We start from the raw sequence: 18,407 nt of genomic DNA, 5'->3' as shown, positions 1-18,407 counted from the left end.
AAGGCACGCTCACCGCGTTTGCGCACCTTAGCAGTGCAAACCTCTCACTCACAACGCCGTTTTCGCCACTCTGCAGCCTGGTACGCAAATTGCTGAACATCTTTACACCCTGCAAAAGGAGAGAAGCATGAGAGCAATCGTTATTGGTGCGGGTATTGGCGGCCTGAGCGCCGCCGTCGCGCTGAAAAAAGCGGGCATCGACTGTACCGTATTTGAAGCCGTAAAGGAGATCAGGCCCGTCGGGGCGGCCATCTCCATCTGGCCTAACGGCGTGAAATGCATGCAGCACCTCGGCATGGGCGACATCATCGAGACCTACGGCGGACCGATGCGTTTTATGGCCTATAAGGATTACCGGCGCGGCGATACCCTGACCCGCTTTAGCCTTGCTCCGCTGGTTGAGCGTACCGGCGGGCGTCCCTGCCCCGTCTCGCGCGCTGAGCTTCAGCGCGAAATGCTGGACTTCTGGGGGCGCGACAAAGTGCAGTTCGGCAAGCGCGTCGAACGCGTAAATGAAGACGACTCGGGCGTGAGCGTGACCTTCACCGACGGTACCACGGCATCCGGCGATTTCCTGATTGCCGCCGACGGCAGCCACTCGGCGGTTCGCCCGTACGTGCTGGGGTATACCCCCGAGCGCCGCTACGCGGGCTACGTGAACTGGAACGGGCTGGTGAAGATTGACGAAGAGATCGCCCCGGCGCACCAGTGGACCACCTTCGTTGGCGAAGGCAAGCGCGTGTCGCTGATGCCCGTCTCCGGCGGACGCTTTTACTTCTTTTTTGACGTGCCGCTCCCTGCGGGACTGGCGGAGGATCGCACCACCCTGCGCGCAGACCTCACGGGCTACTTCCGCGGCTGGGCGCCGCCTGTGCAGACGCTTATCGCCGCGCTGGATCCTGACACCACCAACCGCATTGAGATCCACGACATCGAGCCATTCGACAGCCTGGTGCGCGGCAACGTCGCGCTGCTCGGCGATGCCGCTCACAGCACCACGCCGGATATCGGCCAGGGCGGCTGTGCGGCCATGGAAGATGCGGTAGTGCTGGGGGAATGCCTGCGTGAAAACCACAGCATCACGCTGGCGCTGCGGCAGTACGAGGCGCTGCGCTGCGACCGGGTGCGCGACCTGGTGCTGAAGGCGCGTAAGCGCTGCGACGTCACCCACGGGAAAGACATGGCGTTGACGCAGGCCTGGTATCAGGAGCTTCGAGAGGAGACCGGAGAGCGCATCATCAACGGTCTGTGCGAGACCATTCAGGGCGGCCCGTTAGGCTGAACGTAAGAGGGACAACGATGAAAAGAGAACCGACTCCACCCGCCCACTGCACGTTTGAGCCAGAGGACTGGCTGCGTCTGGCGAAATGCTGGCATCCGGTCGCGCGCGCCTGCGACGTCGGTCCGGCGCCGGTCAAAGCGACGCTACTGGATGAACAGCTGGTGATTTACCGGATTAACGACCAGGTCGTGGTCGCCCGTGACGTTTGCCCGCACCGCGGCGTGCCGCTGACGCTCGGCTTTCACGACGAGCACGGGATTATCTGCCCCTATCACGGCTTACGCTTTGGGGAGGACGGGCGCTGCAACCGTATTCCCTCCAGCCCCGACCAGCCCGTTCCGGCGAAGCTTAACCTGATTAACTACGCCGTGGAGGAGCGCTTCGGCCTGATCTGGACCTGCCTGGCCTTTGACCCGGAAAACCCCGTGCCGCTGCCCGCCATGCCGCACTGGGATGACGACGGATTTCAGCAGATTAACTGCCCGGCGTTTGAGGTGAATGGCTTTGCCGGGCGACAGGTGGAGGGGTTTCTGGACGTGGCGCACTTTGCGTGGATCCACACCGATACCTTTGCCGATCCCAATAATCAGCTTGTGCCCGCCTATCAGCCGCAGGAGACGCCGTTCGGCTTCGTGGCGGATTACTGGAGTTCAGTGAGCAACTATCCCGCCAGTTCCCCCGTGCAGGCGCCAGAAGGCTTCCAGTGGCTTCGACATTTTGAAATGCATCTGCCGTTTACCGCCACCCTGACCATTCATTTTCCGGGAGCGTCGAGACTGGTGATCATGAACGCCGCCTCGCCGGTGTCATCGCGCGTGACCCGCATGTTCGCCCCTATCGCCCGTAATTTTGACCTGCATATACCGGTGGAGGATGTGCATGCCTTCAATCTGCGCATTTTTGAAGAGGACCGTCTGATGGTCGAAACCCAGCGCCCGGAAAGCCTGCCGCTGGACCTGACCCTGGAAGCCCATATTCCCGCCGATAAAAGCTCAATTGCCTACCGTCGGGGACTGAAGAAGATGGGCTTTGGCGAATTTTTCCTGGTATGACGGAGGCCGCTATGCTGAGCGTAATTGTTGACGGGCTGTGGCGCGAGGGCGACAAAAGCCTCGCCGTCAGGCTGGTGGCTGAAGACGGCGAAGCGCTGCCGCCGTGGCAGCCCGGCGCGCACATTGATGTCCACCTGCCCTGCGGCGTGGTGCGCCAGTATTCCCTGACCGGGGGCTGTGAGGAAGAGGGCTATCTTATCTGCGTGGGGCGGGAACCCGCCTCGCGCGGCGGGTCGCGCTATGTTCACGAGACGCTGCGTCCCGGGCAGAGGCTGACGATCTCGGCCCCGCGCAATCTGTTTCCGCTTGGTCAGGCAGAGCGGGTATTGCTGCTGGCGGCGGGGATTGGCATTACGCCGCTGTATGCAATGGCCCTGCAGCTGAAGGCGGCCGGAACGCCGTTTACGCTGCACTATTACGTCAGAAACCGGGAAAGCGCGGCGTTTGCGCGCGAACTCTCCCGGCTCGGTGAGTGCCTCATTCATACCACCAGCCCGCGCACAGCGCTGGCAGAGCATCTCCCCATGCCTGAAGCGGGTTTGCGAGCCTGGGTCTGCGGACCTGCGGGGTTTATGGAAAAAGTGCGTGAGGTCGCCAAGGCGAAGGGATGGGATGACGCCCATCTTCACAGCGAGGCGTTTCAGCCCGCCGCCCCTGCCGCAGGCGGTGTCGCGGGCGAGATCTTTACGGTCAAGCTGGCCTCCACCGGGGAGCGCTGGCCGGTGCCTGCGGATAAGACCATCGCCCGGGTGTTACAGGAAAACGGTGTAGACGTACCGCTGTCCTGTGAAATGGGGATCTGCGGCGCGTGCCTGACGCCGGTGATTGACGGCGTGGTGGATCACCGGGACAGCGTTCAGTCGGAGGCGGAAAAAAGCGCAGCGGACCAGCAGGTGGCGCTGTGCTGTTCGCGGAGCCATTCCGGGGAGCTGGTGATAGCCCTCTAGAATGAAAAACCCTGCGATATTGCTATCGCAGGGTTATCGAATTTGGCACAACCCTTAACCTTTTCTTTATTACTGCGTACGCCCTCTCCCTTATCAAATATGTCATGACCCTCTTTATTCCTGAAACAAATAATTAGCACACCGGTAACAAGAAATAGAATTACGCACAATAATGACGCCAATTCCTAAAATAAAACAAATCGACCTCAAATCACTCCCCTCTTTACGGTCATTTATGATGGCTTATCGTGTTTTAAATATTTCCAGCAAGGCAAATATACTATACCGGTTATTTTCCGCGCCCGATATTATCGCGACGGAAACAATGAAACCCAGGAAGTATAAATGAAATGATTTATTTGAATGGCACAGGGCATGTTTCCTGTTCACCATGGGCGGTAGCGTGGGGCGAAGGTTACAGGAGCCGTTATGACTGAAGCTATCACTATGTTTTTAATAGCCTTAACCGCCTTACTTATCGTTCAACCTTTGGCCAAAAAATACCGTCTGGTGGATAAGCCTGGGGGCCGCAAACAGCATAATGGCGACATCCCTTTAATTGGCGGCATTTCACTGTATTGCGGGATAATTATATTTCATTTACTGCACATCGATGTTACCCCGTTTATCGACGCAAGTCTCGGCGCATACATTGTCGGTATTTCTTTATTGCTGGCAGTCGGTATCGCGGATGATTATTACGATCTCCCGGTTACACCGCGAATACTGGCGCAGGCGTTAGCTGCACTTGTTATTATCCTTGATGATGTCTACCTCAATACGTTTGGGTTTGTCCTCGGTGAGTATGAGTTTTTGCTGGGCTCGGCTGGATATGTGATCACACTGCTGGCCGGATGGGCGGCAATCAACGCGTTCAATATGATTGATGGGATTGACGGGCTGTTAGGCTCTGTTTCCATTGTCATATTTGCAGCGCTCATGCTCTCCTTCCTGTCTGCTGGTGCAGAGCAGCCCGCGTTGTGGTGTCTGCTGATGATAATGGCTCTGCTTCCTTACCTGATCAGCAATTTTGGCCTGGCGGGCGCAAAGGTCTTTATGGGCGATGCCGGAAGTATGGTTATCGGTTTTACCCTGCTTTGGCTAATTCTGAATGCCAGCCAGGGTCGTAATGCCATCATGGCACCGGTGACTGCACTCTGGATTATCGCCCTGCCGCTGATGGATATGGTCACCGTGATGATCCGCCGCCTGCGCCGTCGGCAAAGCCCGTTTCATGCTGACCGCGATCACCTGCACCATATTTTATTACGCTGCGGTTTGACGAGTCGCCAGACTGTCTTTGTGATGGTCCTGCTCACCGCCACGCTGGCCGGAATGGGGCTGACGCTGGCAACGTTTGGCGCCACAGAAAGTGTGTCCATGACCCTGTATATTGCCATTTTCGGTATTTACGTGTTGATGAATAACGCATTGCAGCAGCGGAATCCCGATCCGCAAGCCCATGCCGTCCGGGAATAACATCGGCCACGTAAGCCTGCAGCCATAAGTCCTCATGTTTTGTTATTCAAAGCGTGCCTGCCGCGCTTTGACCTCCTTTGAAGAATTGAGTTTTCACTATGATGACCGTTAAGTTTGGGGCGATAGCCCTGTCTGCTGTACTGCTCAGCGGATGCACCCTCACGCCCGGCAGTCACCTGTCGACCTCAGGCAAAACCATTATTAATGCGAATGACGCCAGCGCAGATATTAGCGACAAAGTGAACGTCTATCGCGTCACACCCAAATTAATTGAATCGCTGAAACCGTCTCCGGTTGTCGCTCGCCCAAATACCGATCTGGCCGACGAGATCCGCCGCTACGAATATCGCATTGGCGTCGGCGACGTCTTAATGGTCACGGTGTGGGATCACCCGGAGCTCACCACACCTGCCGGGCAATATCGCAGCGCCTCTGACACCGGGAACTGGGTAAAGTCCGACGGATCTATTTTTTACCCGTACGCAGGCAAGATCAAAGTCGCGGGCCGAACGCTGGCCCAGGTACGCGACGAATTAACCCGAAAACTGGCAACCTTTATTGAGTCGCCACAGGTAGACGTCAACGTTGCCGCCTTCCGGTCGCAAAAGGCCTACATCACCGGTGAAGTGACCCGCTCCGGTCAGCAGGCGATCACCAATATTCCGCTGACTATCATGGATGCCATTAACCAGGCGGGCGGTCTGGCCGAAGGTGCCGACTGGAATAACGCTGTGCTGACGCACAATGGTAAAGATGAGCGAATCTCGCTTCAGGCGCTGATGAAAAACGGCGATTTGCAGCAAAACCGTCTGCTTTATAACGGCGACATCCTTTTCGTGCCCCGCAACGACGATCTGAAAGTGTTCGTGATGGGCGAAGTGAAAAAGCAAGCCACCCTGAAGATGGACCGTAGCGGGATGACGTTGACCGAGGCACTGGGCAACGCCGAAGGCATCGACCAGATGAGCGCCGACGCAACCGGCATTTTTGTCATTCGCTCAACCGGCGGTAAAGATGCCAACGGCAAGCTGGCCAACGTCTATCAGCTCAATATTTCCGACGCCACCGCTCTGGTGATGGGAACGGAATTCAAACTTCAACCTTATGACGTTGTGTATGTCACCACGGCGCCAGTCACCCGCTGGAACCGCGTGTTAAGCCAGTTGGTCCCTACCATTTCCGGTATCAACGATATGACCAATACCGCCCGAATGATTAAGCAGTGGTAACTATGTTTGACTCAATTTTAGTCGTTTGCATTGGCAATATTTGTCGCTCCCCGACCGGGGAGCGGTTATTACGCCGGGCTCTTCCGGATAAGAAAATTGATTCTGCCGGATTAGGTGCGCTGGTGGGAAAAGAAGCCGACGCTACCGCAACGGACGTCGCGGCAGCGCATGGCGTATCGCTTGGCGGGCATCGCGGACAGGCGTTCACCTCCGAACTCGCCAGGCAGTACGACCTGATTCTGGTCATGGAAAAATCCCACCTTGAGCGGATTAAAAGAAGCTATCCGGAAGTGAGCGGGAAAGCGATGCTCTTCGGCCACTGGCAGGATCAGCTTGAAATTGCCGATCCCTACAAAAAAAGCCGCGAAATGTTTGAACTGGTTTATAAGCAGCTGGCTCAGGGCGCCGCACGCTGGGAGTTGGCTTTGAATAAGAACAGAAGAGAGATTCGATAACGTGTCTGACTCATACCACATTTCAAAGAACGCCAGCGAGAAAGAGAAGCTACTGAGCCTGGCCGACGTCATCGGCATTCTGCGCGATGGCAAATGGAAGATTACCGCCATTACGTCCATTTTCAGCCTGGTAAGCGTGGCGTATGTCTTTATGGCGACGCCGATTTATCAGGCAACAGCATTAGTCCAGGTTGAAAAAGATGCTGGCAAAAGCATTTTCAGCCAGTTGTCGGATGCAATACCGGGTGGCAAACAGGAATCGCAGCCGCAAATTGGCCTGTTGCAATCGCGAATGGTCCTGGGTCAGACGGTGGACGATTTACATCTCGATACCGCCGTACAGGAAAAGCACTTCCCGGTCATCGGCAAAGCGATAGCCAACCTGTTGGGGACTCGGGACGGCACTATTAGCGTGGAAAATCTGACCGTCCCGGAAGACTTTTTAGATATCCCACTTCCGCTTACCGTGACGTCTTCACACACCTATCAAATCGAGATCGACGGCACGGCATACACTGGCAAAACCGGAGAACATTTTTCTCAAAATGGCATCAGCTTTGTTATCAGGGACATTCATGCCGACGAAGGAACGGACTTTACGCTGACTAAGCTCGACAAGCTGACAGCCGTGAATCAGCTCCTGAATAGTTTCACTGCAAAAGATATGGGTAACGACAGCGGCATGCTGCAGCTGGCTTATCGCGGAGAAGATAAAAAGAAAACGGCGGAGATCTTAAGAAGCATCAGCAACAATTACCTGAAGCAGAATATTGAGCGCAAATCAGAAGAAGCGGCCAAAAGTCTGGAATTCCTTAAAGAGCAGCTTCCGCTGGTACTGAACAATCTGAATAAAGCCGAGAATATCCTGCATCAGTTCCGTCAGAAAAATGATTCTGTCGATTTATCGCTGGAGGCCAAATCCATTCTGGAGACGGCCGTCGGCATTGAGGCACAAATTAATGAGCTGACTTTCAAAGAAGCCGAAATATCAAAACTTTACACTCGCGATCACCCGGCCTATCGCACCCTTCTGGAACAAAAAGCGGTGCTGACTCAGGAACGCGATAAGCTTAATGGGCGCATTAGCGCTATGCCGAAGACGCAGCAGGAAGTTCTGAGCCTGACCCGTGACGTTCAGGCCGGCCAGGAAGTCTACATGCAGCTTCTGAGCAAACAGCAGGAGCTGAACATCAACAAGGCCAGCGCTATTGGCAGCGTGCGAATCATTGACCACGCAGTCACTGAGAAAAAGCCCGTCGCGCCCGTTAAGCCATTGATTGTTTTAATCAGCTTTATGCTCGGTCTGTTTGCGTCTGTCACCTACTGCATTTTCCGCAAGTTGTTGCACACCGGCATTGAAAACAGCGAACAAATTGAAAACTTAGGGGTGAACGTTTACGCCACCATACCGGTATCAAAATGGCTGAGTAATAAAAACCAGACTATAACCCGAAGTAAACGAGAGCATATGCGCTCCGTGCATTTGCTTGCCAGAGATAATCCTTCAGACCTGGCCGTTGAGGCGATGCGCAGCCTGAGGACCAGCCTTCACTTTGCGATGATGCAGGCCAAAAACAACATTTTGCTGATTTCAGGGGCGACGCCAGAAGCCGGTAAAACATTTGTCAGCTGTAACCTTGCGACAGTGATTGCGCAATCCGGAAAACGCGTGTTGCTAATTGATGCTGATTTACGAAAAGGCCAAATGCATCACGTTCTGGGTCGTGGGATCGATCACGGTGTTTCCGAAATCCTGCATAGCACGAGCGAATATGAAAAGGTTATTCAGAAGACTGATATCGAAAGCCTCGATTTCATCTCGCGCGGCCATATTCCTCCAAATCCATCGGAGTTGCTCATGACCGAAGCGTTCGCGAACCTGATGGAGTGGGCACAGGATCACTATGATGTGGTGATTGTCGATACTCCTCCAGTATTAGCGGTGAGTGATGCTTGTGTCACCGCAAAATACGCTGGTACCGTTATGCTTGTTACTCGTTTCCAGAAAAACTCGATAAAAGAAGTTGAAGTTTCAGTGAAACGCTTCGTACAAAACGATATTACCGTCAACGGTGTAATCCTGAATGGTGTAGAAAAAACAGCAAGCAACGCTTATGAGTATAACGCTTACTCGTATAGCTAGTCAGATTTCTCTGTTATATACCGCTCACAGCAATAAAAGACCTGGATAACGCAATGACCATTTATTTTGTAATAATACTCACGGCGGGTATTTTAGGCTATATCTACGATAAAATAGATAAAGACGCTCGAGCGGTAATGAACGCCCTCTTCACTCTTTACTTTACGTTAATCATTGGATTGAGAGACAAGGTGGGGGTCGACTGGTATAACTATGTCAGAATGTATAACAGGTTCAATTCCGATCCATGGCGTTATGATACACATGAACTTCTTTATAAACTAGTCAACATACTCGGTTTTCATTCTGATATAGGGTTTGGCTTTGTTATATTCGTTACATCTGCTATTTTCATCATGGCCATAATAAAAGGGGCAGAAACAGCAGAAATAAACCCTTATTATTTTTTTGCCTTAAGCGGCGGTTATATTTTTGTTATGGCGGGAGTGAACTATATTCGCCAGGGTGTTGCACTGGCCGTTATGGTTATCGCATTCGCTCATCTTCTAAATGGTGAGAAGATAAAATTCTTTATCTACACTTTACTGGCCGGGTTGTTTCATACATCGGCGATGCTTTTAGTTTTCTTTGCCATTATAGATTTTAACTTACTTTTTATTATCCCCGGATTAATATCATTGCTGGGTATTATCCTCTACCTACCAATAGACCGGTATGAAAATTACATTACCTCTAATATGGAAAGTGCAGGTCTGTATCTGCGCGTTGCCTATCTCATTGCGCCAGTGCTGTACTTATTATTCAGTTATGCTGACTGGAAAGAGCAAAGTCGCTTAACAAAAAGAATATATCTGGCTTGTATTAGCTCCCCTCTGGTTATGCTGATGTTAGCATTGATAAGCAGTACAATAGCTGACAGGGTTTCATATTATTTCATCGTTCTTGTTACGCTTGTAACACTGCAGATTTCCATTAAAAATAAAAATAATAGTGCCACAATGTATTTAATCATGACATTCCTGATTTCAGTATCGTCACTGTCTGTATGGGTGGTCAAAAGCAGATACATCCCTGATTATATTTATCATGGCTATATTGCTGAATGGCTTTCATAATGAACACACTCTAGATTAAATTTAATACGCCATCTATTTCAGCAGGAAAACCAAAGAAAACATGAAAAAAATCAATCGTAAATCAGAAGAAAAAATAAAACTTTCCATCATCATGCCTGCATATAACGTCGAACGATATGTCAGAGATTCATTGATAAGTGTTTGTAAACAACTGCCTGACTACGCTGAACTGATAATTATCAACGATGGTTCCACGGATAATACTGATGAAAGGATTTTAGAAACCATATCGAAGTATAAAAATAAAAACATATCCTATTTATTACAAGATAATCACGGAATAGCGTTTACCAGAAACGAAGGTGTGAAACATGCTAGTGGTGAATACATTACATTCATAGACAGTGATGATTTTTGGAGTGATGATTACATTGAGGTAATGTCCACGCCATTGCAAGAAGGCTACGACATCATTGAGTATGGGGTTAATAGATTTATTATCGACAAAGATGAAATAGTTACCACTGTTAAAATACACCATTTAAATTTACCTGGAGATGATAAGCTAGAGCGAGTTTTCAGACTATCAAGATGGTTCACATTCTCAAGAGCATATAAAAAAGAACTATGGGAAAATATAAAATTCCCTACTGGTCGCAGATATGAAGATATAGCAATCATTCCTGTAATATATATGAGAGCTAGCAGCATTAAAACGCTCGAAAATGCCCTAATTTATTACAGAGACAACCCTGCCAGCATTGTAAACAACGTTAATGATAGCGATACCAATGACATAATACATGCCATAAATCACATCCATAAATATTTCGCAAAATACCACAGGGAAAAGATGCACCTATGTTCATTAACTATTATTCGAATTGCTGTATCTTTAAAGATAATGTATCAAAAACTTAATCGAAGCAGCAGAAATAATGAATTTAAAAAAATTTTATACGCTATTGCCAGAGATATTAATTACAAAAAAATCAAGCCATCTGATTTTAAAAGACTTGTTTATCTTTTATTGCCGCAAACATTGTGCAACTTGATTTTATACCTCAACAATAAATTAATCTTAATAAAAAATAGAAAATCAACCCCCTAATTGACTTAATTGTTTTCGTGTAACTGGGAATAATGATATCAGTAAATGTCAAATAATAAACGCGTGCTCGCTAACACCATTTTTTTAGCAACAAGAGTTATCATCACGATATTAATATCATTCTACACAACCAGAATAATACTAAGTGAATTGGGTACGCAAGCATATGGCCTTTTTAGCGTTATCTTTAGCGTCGTAACCTTTTTCACATTTTTAACCGGTTCATTCAGCGAATCTATCCAAAGGTATTTTTCTGTAGCAATAGGGAGACAATCTGATAACGCTCTAAAAAATACATTTGCAAATGCCGCATTAATTTGCGCAACCCTGGCATTCATCATCGTCATAATTCTGTATTCCATTAGAGAATATATTACACAATACGTTCTAAATATACCGACATCATCAATAGAAGAAGGTAATACACTCTTCGCTATTGCGTTGGCTTCAGTATTTATTTCTACTTTACAAGTCCCGCTTAGTGCATTGGTTTTAGCAAATGAAAACATGTCTTTTTATGCATACCTTACTGTTTTTGAATCCGTTGCGAAGTTGTCGCTATCTCTGGTGCTAACGTTAATCTCCTCCGAGAAAGTGTTAGTATACTCTGCATTATTATTACTGAGCAGTTTGATTATATTTATTATATATGCAGGATATTGTTTTAAGATGTTCACCACGACCATGACGGGAGGGAAACCAAGCTGGAAGATTGTTTCTGAGCTATCTGCATTCTCACTGTGGAATACATTTGGAAATTTTGCCTATGCGTGTCGCTCTCAAGGAATTATTATATGTATCAACCTGTTTTTTGCTGTCACTGTCAATGCGGCCTATGCTTTAGCAAATATTATTTCTCACGCTATTAATTCCCTGGCCCAGTCTTTAACTACAGCTATAAAGCCGCAAATTGTTAAAGCCTATGCGGAAGAGAATACTCAACGATATAATGCAATGATATATTTCGGTTCAAAGTACGCATTCATGTTTCTGTTTACTTTGTGTAGCCCAGTCTTATTTAAAACCCATGATATTCTTTCTTTATGGCTTACAAATGTGCCGGCTTATACTGTCTGGTTTGTAAGACTTCTGATCATCGTTACTCTCATTGACAGTTTTTCCTCCAGTTTGATCGCCGGAATGCAGGCCACTGGCCACATTAGAGTTTACCAGTTCGTTGTTGGCACGTTGATTTGTTTAAACTTGCCTGTTATATATCATCTATTTAAAGCAGGTTTATCTGTTTATTTTTTATTTTTACCGTTGATTTCTATCTCCATTTTAAATTTTTTCCTGCGCGTTTATTTTTTATCAAAATCATCTAACTTTGATGCGATTTTGTATCTAAAAACTGTTATTGCCAAATGCTTATTACCTGCATTCATATCCGTTATCGCAGGTCTGTTTATAGATAACGGTTTTACTGGAGCCAGCACTTTGTTTGTTTTTTTATCTGCAGCCATGCATTCATTGCTGACTTTTTTAATATTTGCCATTCTGGCAATAACAAAAGAAGAAAAAAAATGGGTGCTAACTCACTTTTTTCAGAGAACGTTATGAGTATTAACACAATTATTAATCAAAACCTGTGTGTTGGCTGTGGCCTCTGCATATCAGAATCTACTACTTCCAATTCAGAAATGATCTGGAATAAAGACGGTTTTCTTGAGCCAAATTTAATATTCAGAGAGCAGGTAAAAGACCAGCCTGTAGACCGGGTATGTCCATTTAGTTTAACTAATGGCAAAGAGTTAGACGAAGATCACCTCGCTATTGAATTTTTAAAAACATCAGTTGCATCCGATGAAAAAATCGGATTGTACAACAATTTATATGTTGGCTACTCGTTGAAGTACAGGCATACCTCTTCATCAGGTGGCATTGCAACGTATATATTTGAGCAACTTCTCAAGAAAAAAATTGTTAATAATATATTCGTTGTCGCGGAACGTAATGGACGGTATGAATATCAATTATTCAATGATGTTAATGAGATAAGCAATATCTCAAAAACCCGATATTACCCCGTAACCCTGGCCTCTCTCTTTACAACGTTAAAAACAATAGAAGGCACTGTTGCTATCTCTGGTGTGGCATGTTTCATTAAAGCAATAAGATTGAAGCAACATTTTGACCCTGAACTCAAAGAGAAAATCCCTTTTCTTACAGGGATCATATGTGGTGGACTCAAAAGCCGATATTACAGTGATTACCTTGCTCAAAATTCAGGCTGCGTTGACGAGTATATCCATCCAGAATACAGAGTCAAAAATATCAAGAGTTACGCGCTAGATTATAGTTTCTCCTGCAAAGATAGAAGTAACAAACGCGAATACAGTGTCGCCATGCGGAGTTTAGGCGACATGTGGGGTAGTGGGTTATTTAAATCAAATGCCTGTGACTTTTGTGATGACGTCACTACTGAGCTTGCTGATATCTCTCTCGGTGATGCATGGCTCAAGCCTTACGATTCAGATGGCGCAGGGAATAATATCATTATCGCCAGAAGTCAGCTTGCTGATGATCTTTTAATAGCCGGAGTAGATGCAGGCGAGCTTAATTTAAATCTGGCAACATTAGATCAAATAAAAAAGTCACAGAAAGGTAGTTTTAATCATCGACACAGTGGTTTGTATTATCGCCTTCAGGATGCAAAAAAGCGAGGTATATCTGCTCCTCAAAAGAGAGCTCGCTTTATAAAAAAACAGCATGCCATCAATAATCTGGTCCAAAAACTCCGAATGATGGTACGTGCAAAAAGTCTTAATATATGGTATGAAAACCCAACACTCGCCTCATTTAACAACAAACTCAATCCTTATCTTTATGTTTTACGCAAAACCACAAGTATTAACCACAGGATAAATCGTTTTTATAAAATCATTGGTATTAAGAAATGAAGATCGCTATTTTGACCCAACCCCTGCGAACAAATTATGGTGGTAATCTGCAAGCATTTGCTTTGCAATATATTCTCCGAGAACATGGATATACACCATTAACAATTAATTATCGAAAAAGACCATCCAGGATGTACTCCGTCAGACCAGTGCTGTCCAGGATCAAAAGAACATTATTAAGGCGAAAGAGAATATATCCATTCTCAGACTCAGAAAATTGTGTTATCAGTCAACATCACAATTCATTCATTCGTGAAAATGTTAATTACTCACCGGTCTTGTATTGCGTAAAACAATTAAGGGATTACTTTAAAAATAATAGTTTTCATTCCGTCATCGTTGGAAGTGATCAGACATGGCGACCAAAGTACTCACCCCGAATCGATACTTTTTTCCTCGATTTCCTGAAGAAAAATCAACATATACGCAAGCTGTCTTATGCGGCTTCTTTTGGTACAGATGAATGGGAGTTCAACCCACTGCAGACAATCCGTTTTTCCTCTCTGCTTAAACAATTCGATTTTGTTTCCGTCAGAGAAGAATCTGCTGTCTCACTTTGTGAAAAAAAATTGAACACTAAAGCTATCCACGTTCTGGACCCGACTTTGCTGCTCGACAAAAGTGTGTACCTGAACTTTCTCCAGGACGAAACCAATACAAATAACGAGGGTGAATTATTTTATTATTGCTTAGACAAAACTCGGGATAAAAATGAATTTATTGAAAACGTAGCAGCACGCCTTGGAGCGAAAACATTTACCGCCTACCCGAAAAAGACAATAAAAAACACCCATTTAATTGATGACCTTGATAATTATATCTACCCGTCAGTTAATGAATGGCTGTGTGGATTCCATAAAGCAAGCTTTATCATTACAGATTCTTTTCATGGAACAGTATTCTCAATAATCTTCAACAAACCTTTTATTGCTATCGCTAATGAAGAACGTGGTAAAGCTAGATTTACGTCACTGTTAAAACTCTTTAACCTGGAACATTGTTTAGTCACTGATGTAAAAAAGGCCCCTCTCTCCATTATTAATGAAGGCATTGACTATCATTCTGTCAATCAAAAACTTAGTGAATTAAGAGAAATATCTTTACGGCATTTAATCGATAACATCGAAGCAAAAAAATAGCCTGTTTCTTCACTCTCAATCACCACATAAATAATATTTCCTCACATATTTTTAGCGATGTTCTTTTTTAACCTTTAAAGGATTTTTATGCGTATTAGTCTGGTCACCACAGGGTTACAGATGGGAGGTGCCGAAAAACAAGTTTGCGATCTTGCAGATGAGTTATCCTCCCATGGACACAACATTCAGCTCATCTCACTTTCCGGCAAAACTATTCTTCGCCCCCAAAATAAATCAGTTGAGTTCGTTGAACTTTCGATGAAGCGAAATCCTTTTTCCTTCCTCATGGTTTACTTTAAGGCCCGGAAGAAAATCATTGATTTTCTTCCAGACATCGTACACAGCCATATGGTACATGCCAATATTTTTTCCCGATTACTTAGAATCTTAACACCGATACCTAAGCTAATCTCCACTTCCCATAATTCCTACGAAGGAAACTCGCTTCGGGCCTTTATCTGTCGTATAACCGATCCTTTATCAACGATCTCAACCAATGTCAGTCAGGAAGCGACTGACAGTATTATCAAACGTGGAAGCGTCAACAAAAATAAAGTCACGACCATTCACAACGGTATCAACGTCGAAAACTTCCGTTTTAGTGAACTTAGCAGGGAAAAATTACGCCGCGAGATGGGTCTTGACCAGCAAACACCTTTGTTACTTTCCGTCGGCAGACTTGCTCCAGCAAAAGATTATCCCAACTTATTACGCGCTTTTGCCGCTATCAAAGGCAGAACACCAGTCGAGCCGCAGTTAGCCATTATCGGCGGCGGCGCACTAGAAGCTGAACTGAAAGCGCTGGCAATCGAGCTTGGCGTTGCTAACCGTGTGCACTGGCCTGGTATCAAAACTAACGTTAACGAATGGATGAGCGCAGCAGACATTTTTGTCCTGTCTTCAGCCTGGGAAGGGTTTGGTCTTGTCGTGGCTGAAGCAATGTGCGCTGAAAGAGTGGTGGTAGCAACTGATTGCGGAGGAATAAAAGAAGTGTTGGACGGCAATGGCTTTTTAGTTCCTCCCCACTCTTCCACAGACCTGGCCGAGGCAATTAGCACGGCGCTGGAGCTTTCTCCTGAAGAAGCTCGACAAATGGGCAAAGCTTCCCGAGACCACGTTGAACAACATTTCTCGATGAGTGCTATTACTCAAAAATGGATTGCATTATATCGCTCTCTTTAACCACCACAGAAATACCTCTGACTAAACTGCAGTTAAATCATGAATAATATTGCCATTACGGCCAACACAAGTTGGTATATTTATAATTTCAGAAAAAACACGATTATTGAACTCCTTAAAAGAGGAATCAATGTTCATGTTATATCCCCTTTCGATGACTATACGGATAAACTCCGTGCGTTAGGCTGCCTGGTGCATGATATAAAAATTGACGGGCGGGGAATGAACCCCATTACTGATGCCTGTACGTGTCTTAGTTTCTTGCGTTTGTTTCTAAAAATAAAACCACAAACGATTTTAAACTTCACTCCCAAAAACAATATTTATAGTTCGCTTGCGGCAGCACCACTCAGTATCCCTGTCATTAATAACATCGCCGGACTGGGTCATGCATTTATTAGCGATGGTTTTTTAAACAAAATCGTTCGCGCACTCTATAAAATAAGCCAAAGGAAAGCAGCGTATATTTTCTTCCAGAACGAAGAAGATATGGCTATTTTCCGTAAGCATCATATTGGCACAGCGGCGATTAAAAAAAGAATACCGGGTTCAGGTGCCGATCTCACACGTTTTTCTTTCACGCCAGTGCAGAAAAAAAAGACCATCAAGTTCCTTCTGTCGGCCAGAATGCTGAAGGAAAAAGGCATTTATTTGTTTGCCGATGCAGCACGGCATTTTAAACAAAAATACGGCAATAAAGTCGACTTCTCCCTTTTAGGTTTTTGCGATGCTCAACACCCTTCGGGCGTGAACATCGATGAAATCAATACCTGGGTTGAAGAAGGCATTATCAATTATCTGGGCGTGACGGATAAGGTCGAAAACGTACTCAAAGACGTTCACTGCGTGGTCCTGCCCTCTTATTACCGGGAAGGTGTGCCCAGGTCGCTGCTTGAGGCCGGCGCTATGGGTAAACCGATCATCACGACGGACAACGTCGGCTGCCGTGAAACCGTTGTGGACGGATTTAACGGCTATCTCTGTGAACCAGGCTGTCTGACAAGCCTGGTTGAAGCTATCGAAAAAATTATTACGTCGACTGAACACGAGCTTGCTCAGTTAGGAAAAAATAGCCGTAAGCATATTGCCAGCCATTTTGATGAAGCCATCGTCATCAATAAATATTTATCATCCATCAGTCAGGTGACCCGGCATCGCAGCACGTTACTTATTCAACCTTAGAGTTAAACGATTATGAAAATTGCCATCGCCGGTACAGGCTACGTTGGACTGTCCAACGGTATTCTGCTTGCTCAGCATTATGAAGTTGTCGCCCTTGATATCCTTCAGCATAAAGTTGATTTACTGAACGAGAAGAAATCGCCGATCATCGATCATGATATTGAGCAGTATTTAAAAAATAAGAATCTGAACTTTCGGGCAACAACCGATAAACACGACGCCTACCGTAATGCTGACTTCGTGATTATTGCGACACCGACAGATTACGACCCAGAGACAAACTACTTTAATACCGCCTCCGTAGAGGCGGTGATTAAAGATGTCGTCACCATTAACCCGCAGGCGGTGATGGTTATTAAGTCTACCGTTCCAGTGGGGTACACACGGCACATCAAGGCGTCGCTGGGGGTTCAAAACATCCTCTTCTCACCGGAGTTTTTGCGTGAAGGGCGAGCCCTGCACGATAACCTTTACCCATCGCGAATTGTCGTAGGTGAACGTTCCGAACGCGCCTCACTCTTCGCCAGCCTGCTGCTTGAAGGCGCGGTTGAAAAACACTGTCCAGTGATTTTCACGGACTCGACGGAAGCCGAAGCCATAAAGCTCTTTGCCAACACCTACCTGGCGATGCGCGTCGCCTACTTTAATGAGCTCGATAGCTATGCCGAAACTCACGGTCTCAACACACGTCAGATTATTGAGGGCGTGTGTCTGGATCCTCGCATCGGCCATCACTATAACAACCCGTCATTTGGCTACGGCGGCTACTGCTTACCCAAGGACACAAAACAGCTTCTGGCCAACTACCGTGATGTACCTAACAAGCTTATCGGCGCGATCGTCGAGGCTAACAGCACGCGTAAAGATTTTGTTGCCGAAGCTATTCTCCGTCGTTCACCGAAACGCGTGGGCATATACCGCTTGATTATGAAAGCCGACTCGGACAATTTCCGCGCGTCCTCCATTCAGGGCATTATGAAGCGCATTAAAGCTAAAGGCGTTGAGGTTGTTATTTACGAGCCAGCGCTGAAGGAAAATGAATTTTTCCATTCCCGGGTGATTAACGATCTCAATAAATTTAAGAACAGCGCCGATGTCATTATATCCAACCGTATGGCCGATGAGCTCATCGATGTACAAAGTAAAGTCTATACGCGCGATATTTTTGGCGATAACTGAAAACATGCATCCCTGAAAGTATTTACCTACAAACATCCACCGTTTGAGGTTCCCCTTATTTCTCTGCACGGCAATTATTTGCCCTTTGAG

General features: G+C 46.6%; 15 protein-coding genes. All 15 read left to right on the top strand.

What is annotated here, in order from left to right:
• The first annotated feature begins 127 nt into the window (after positions 1 to 127).
• The 15 genes from hpxO to AC4IC4_RS07850 all read left to right on the top strand — a co-directional run bounded on the left by hpxO (position 128) and on the right by AC4IC4_RS07850 (position 18,317).
• The gene (gene hpxO / locus AC4IC4_RS07920) at positions 128 to 1,282 is read left to right on the top strand and encodes an FAD-dependent urate hydroxylase HpxO (protein WP_267216735.1); all 1,155 of its coding nucleotides are present in this window, start codon (positions 128 to 130) and stop codon (positions 1,280 to 1,282) included.
• Between the two features lie 17 nt (positions 1,283 to 1,299).
• A complete protein-coding gene (gene hpxD, locus AC4IC4_RS07915) occupies positions 1,300 to 2,334 on the top strand; it encodes a molybdenum cofactor-independent xanthine hydroxylase subunit HpxD (RefSeq protein WP_491472510.1) in 1,035 nt (344 codons plus the stop codon).
• 11 nt (positions 2,335 to 2,345) lie between these two features.
• Positions 2,346 to 3,281 (top strand): PDR/VanB family oxidoreductase, encoded by a 936-nt coding sequence (locus AC4IC4_RS07910; RefSeq protein ID WP_491472509.1) that lies wholly within the window; start codon positions 2,346 to 2,348, stop codon positions 3,279 to 3,281.
• Positions 3,282 to 3,710: 429 nt separating this feature from the next.
• Positions 3,711 to 4,760 carry a UDP-N-acetylglucosamine--undecaprenyl-phosphate N-acetylglucosaminephosphotransferase gene (gene wecA, locus AC4IC4_RS07905; protein WP_491472508.1) on the top strand — a complete coding sequence of 350 codons (1,050 nt, stop codon included), beginning with the start codon at positions 3,711 to 3,713 and terminating at the stop codon, positions 4,758 to 4,760.
• A 98-nt stretch (positions 4,761 to 4,858) separates the two neighbouring features.
• Positions 4,859 to 5,989, top strand: coding sequence for a polysaccharide export protein (locus tag AC4IC4_RS07900; protein ID WP_491472507.1), 1,131 nt, complete (start codon positions 4,859 to 4,861; stop codon positions 5,987 to 5,989).
• Between the two features lie 2 nt (positions 5,990 to 5,991).
• Positions 5,992 to 6,444, top strand: a complete 453-nt coding sequence (locus AC4IC4_RS07895) for an arsenate reductase/protein-tyrosine-phosphatase family protein (RefSeq protein ID WP_491472506.1) — start codon at positions 5,992 to 5,994, stop codon at positions 6,442 to 6,444.
• 1 nt (position 6,445) lies between these two features.
• Entirely contained in the window at positions 6,446 to 8,587 is a 2,142-nt protein-coding gene (locus tag AC4IC4_RS07890) for a polysaccharide biosynthesis tyrosine autokinase (protein ID WP_491472505.1), read from the top strand.
• A gap of 53 nt (positions 8,588 to 8,640) precedes the next feature.
• Positions 8,641 to 9,663, top strand: coding sequence for an EpsG family protein (locus AC4IC4_RS07885; RefSeq protein WP_491472504.1), 1,023 nt, complete (start codon positions 8,641 to 8,643; stop codon positions 9,661 to 9,663).
• 61 nt (positions 9,664 to 9,724) lie between these two features.
• Positions 9,725 to 10,735 (top strand): glycosyltransferase family 2 protein, encoded by a 1,011-nt coding sequence (locus AC4IC4_RS07880; protein WP_491472503.1) that lies wholly within the window; start codon positions 9,725 to 9,727, stop codon positions 10,733 to 10,735.
• Positions 10,736 to 10,780: 45 nt separating this feature from the next.
• On the top strand, positions 10,781 to 12,295 hold the full coding sequence (locus AC4IC4_RS07875) for an oligosaccharide flippase family protein (RefSeq protein ID WP_491472502.1): 1,515 nt from the start codon (positions 10,781 to 10,783) through the stop codon (positions 12,293 to 12,295).
• Complete coding sequence (locus tag AC4IC4_RS07870) at positions 12,292 to 13,635, top strand: Coenzyme F420 hydrogenase/dehydrogenase, beta subunit C-terminal domain (RefSeq protein WP_491472501.1); 1,344 nt, start codon at positions 12,292 to 12,294, stop codon at positions 13,633 to 13,635. The genes AC4IC4_RS07875 and AC4IC4_RS07870 overlap by 4 nt, the downstream gene beginning before the upstream one ends.
• A complete protein-coding gene (locus tag AC4IC4_RS07865) occupies positions 13,632 to 14,774 on the top strand; it encodes a polysaccharide pyruvyl transferase family protein (RefSeq protein ID WP_491472500.1) in 1,143 nt (380 codons plus the stop codon). Before AC4IC4_RS07870 ends, AC4IC4_RS07865 begins: the two co-directional genes overlap by 4 nt.
• An 87-nt stretch (positions 14,775 to 14,861) precedes the next feature.
• Positions 14,862 to 15,956 carry a glycosyltransferase gene (locus AC4IC4_RS07860; RefSeq protein ID WP_491472499.1) on the top strand — a complete coding sequence of 365 codons (1,095 nt, stop codon included), beginning with the start codon at positions 14,862 to 14,864 and terminating at the stop codon, positions 15,954 to 15,956.
• A 39-nt stretch (positions 15,957 to 15,995) separates the two neighbouring features.
• Complete coding sequence (locus AC4IC4_RS07855; RefSeq protein ID WP_491472498.1) at positions 15,996 to 17,138, top strand: glycosyltransferase family 4 protein; 1,143 nt, start codon at positions 15,996 to 15,998, stop codon at positions 17,136 to 17,138.
• A gap of 12 nt (positions 17,139 to 17,150) precedes the next feature.
• Positions 17,151 to 18,317: a nucleotide sugar dehydrogenase gene (locus AC4IC4_RS07850; protein WP_491472497.1), complete on the top strand. Its 1,167-nt coding sequence runs from the start codon at positions 17,151 to 17,153 to the stop codon at positions 18,315 to 18,317.
• Positions 18,318 to 18,407: the final 90 nt, after the last annotated feature.

The sequence above is a fragment of the Enterobacter sp. Taxon_2 genome (assembly GCF_058355295.1).
The sequence above is the reverse complement of the archived record's forward strand: the minus strand, read 5'-3'. Positions and strand labels throughout refer to the sequence as shown.

Coding starts and splice junctions, on each gene's coding strand:
- AC4IC4_RS07880 (WP_491472503.1), top strand. CDS start 9,725: ATGAAAAAAATCAATCGTAAATCAGAAGAAAAAATAAAACTTTCCATC.
- AC4IC4_RS07865 (WP_491472500.1), top strand. CDS start 13,632: ATGAAGATCGCTATTTTGACCCAACCCCTGCGAACAAATTATGGTGGT.
- AC4IC4_RS07870 (WP_491472501.1), top strand. CDS start 12,292: ATGAGTATTAACACAATTATTAATCAAAACCTGTGTGTTGGCTGTGGC.
- AC4IC4_RS07855 (WP_491472498.1), top strand. CDS start 15,996: ATGAATAATATTGCCATTACGGCCAACACAAGTTGGTATATTTATAAT.
- hpxO (WP_267216735.1), top strand. CDS start 128: ATGAGAGCAATCGTTATTGGTGCGGGTATTGGCGGCCTGAGCGCCGCC.
- AC4IC4_RS07900 (WP_491472507.1), top strand. CDS start 4,859: ATGATGACCGTTAAGTTTGGGGCGATAGCCCTGTCTGCTGTACTGCTC.
- AC4IC4_RS07910 (WP_491472509.1), top strand. CDS start 2,346: ATGCTGAGCGTAATTGTTGACGGGCTGTGGCGCGAGGGCGACAAAAGC.
- hpxD (WP_491472510.1), top strand. CDS start 1,300: ATGAAAAGAGAACCGACTCCACCCGCCCACTGCACGTTTGAGCCAGAG.
- AC4IC4_RS07875 (WP_491472502.1), top strand. CDS start 10,781: ATGTCAAATAATAAACGCGTGCTCGCTAACACCATTTTTTTAGCAACA.
- wecA (WP_491472508.1), top strand. CDS start 3,711: ATGACTGAAGCTATCACTATGTTTTTAATAGCCTTAACCGCCTTACTT.
- AC4IC4_RS07895 (WP_491472506.1), top strand. CDS start 5,992: ATGTTTGACTCAATTTTAGTCGTTTGCATTGGCAATATTTGTCGCTCC.
- AC4IC4_RS07850 (WP_491472497.1), top strand. CDS start 17,151: ATGAAAATTGCCATCGCCGGTACAGGCTACGTTGGACTGTCCAACGGT.
- AC4IC4_RS07885 (WP_491472504.1), top strand. CDS start 8,641: ATGACCATTTATTTTGTAATAATACTCACGGCGGGTATTTTAGGCTAT.
- AC4IC4_RS07860 (WP_491472499.1), top strand. CDS start 14,862: ATGCGTATTAGTCTGGTCACCACAGGGTTACAGATGGGAGGTGCCGAA.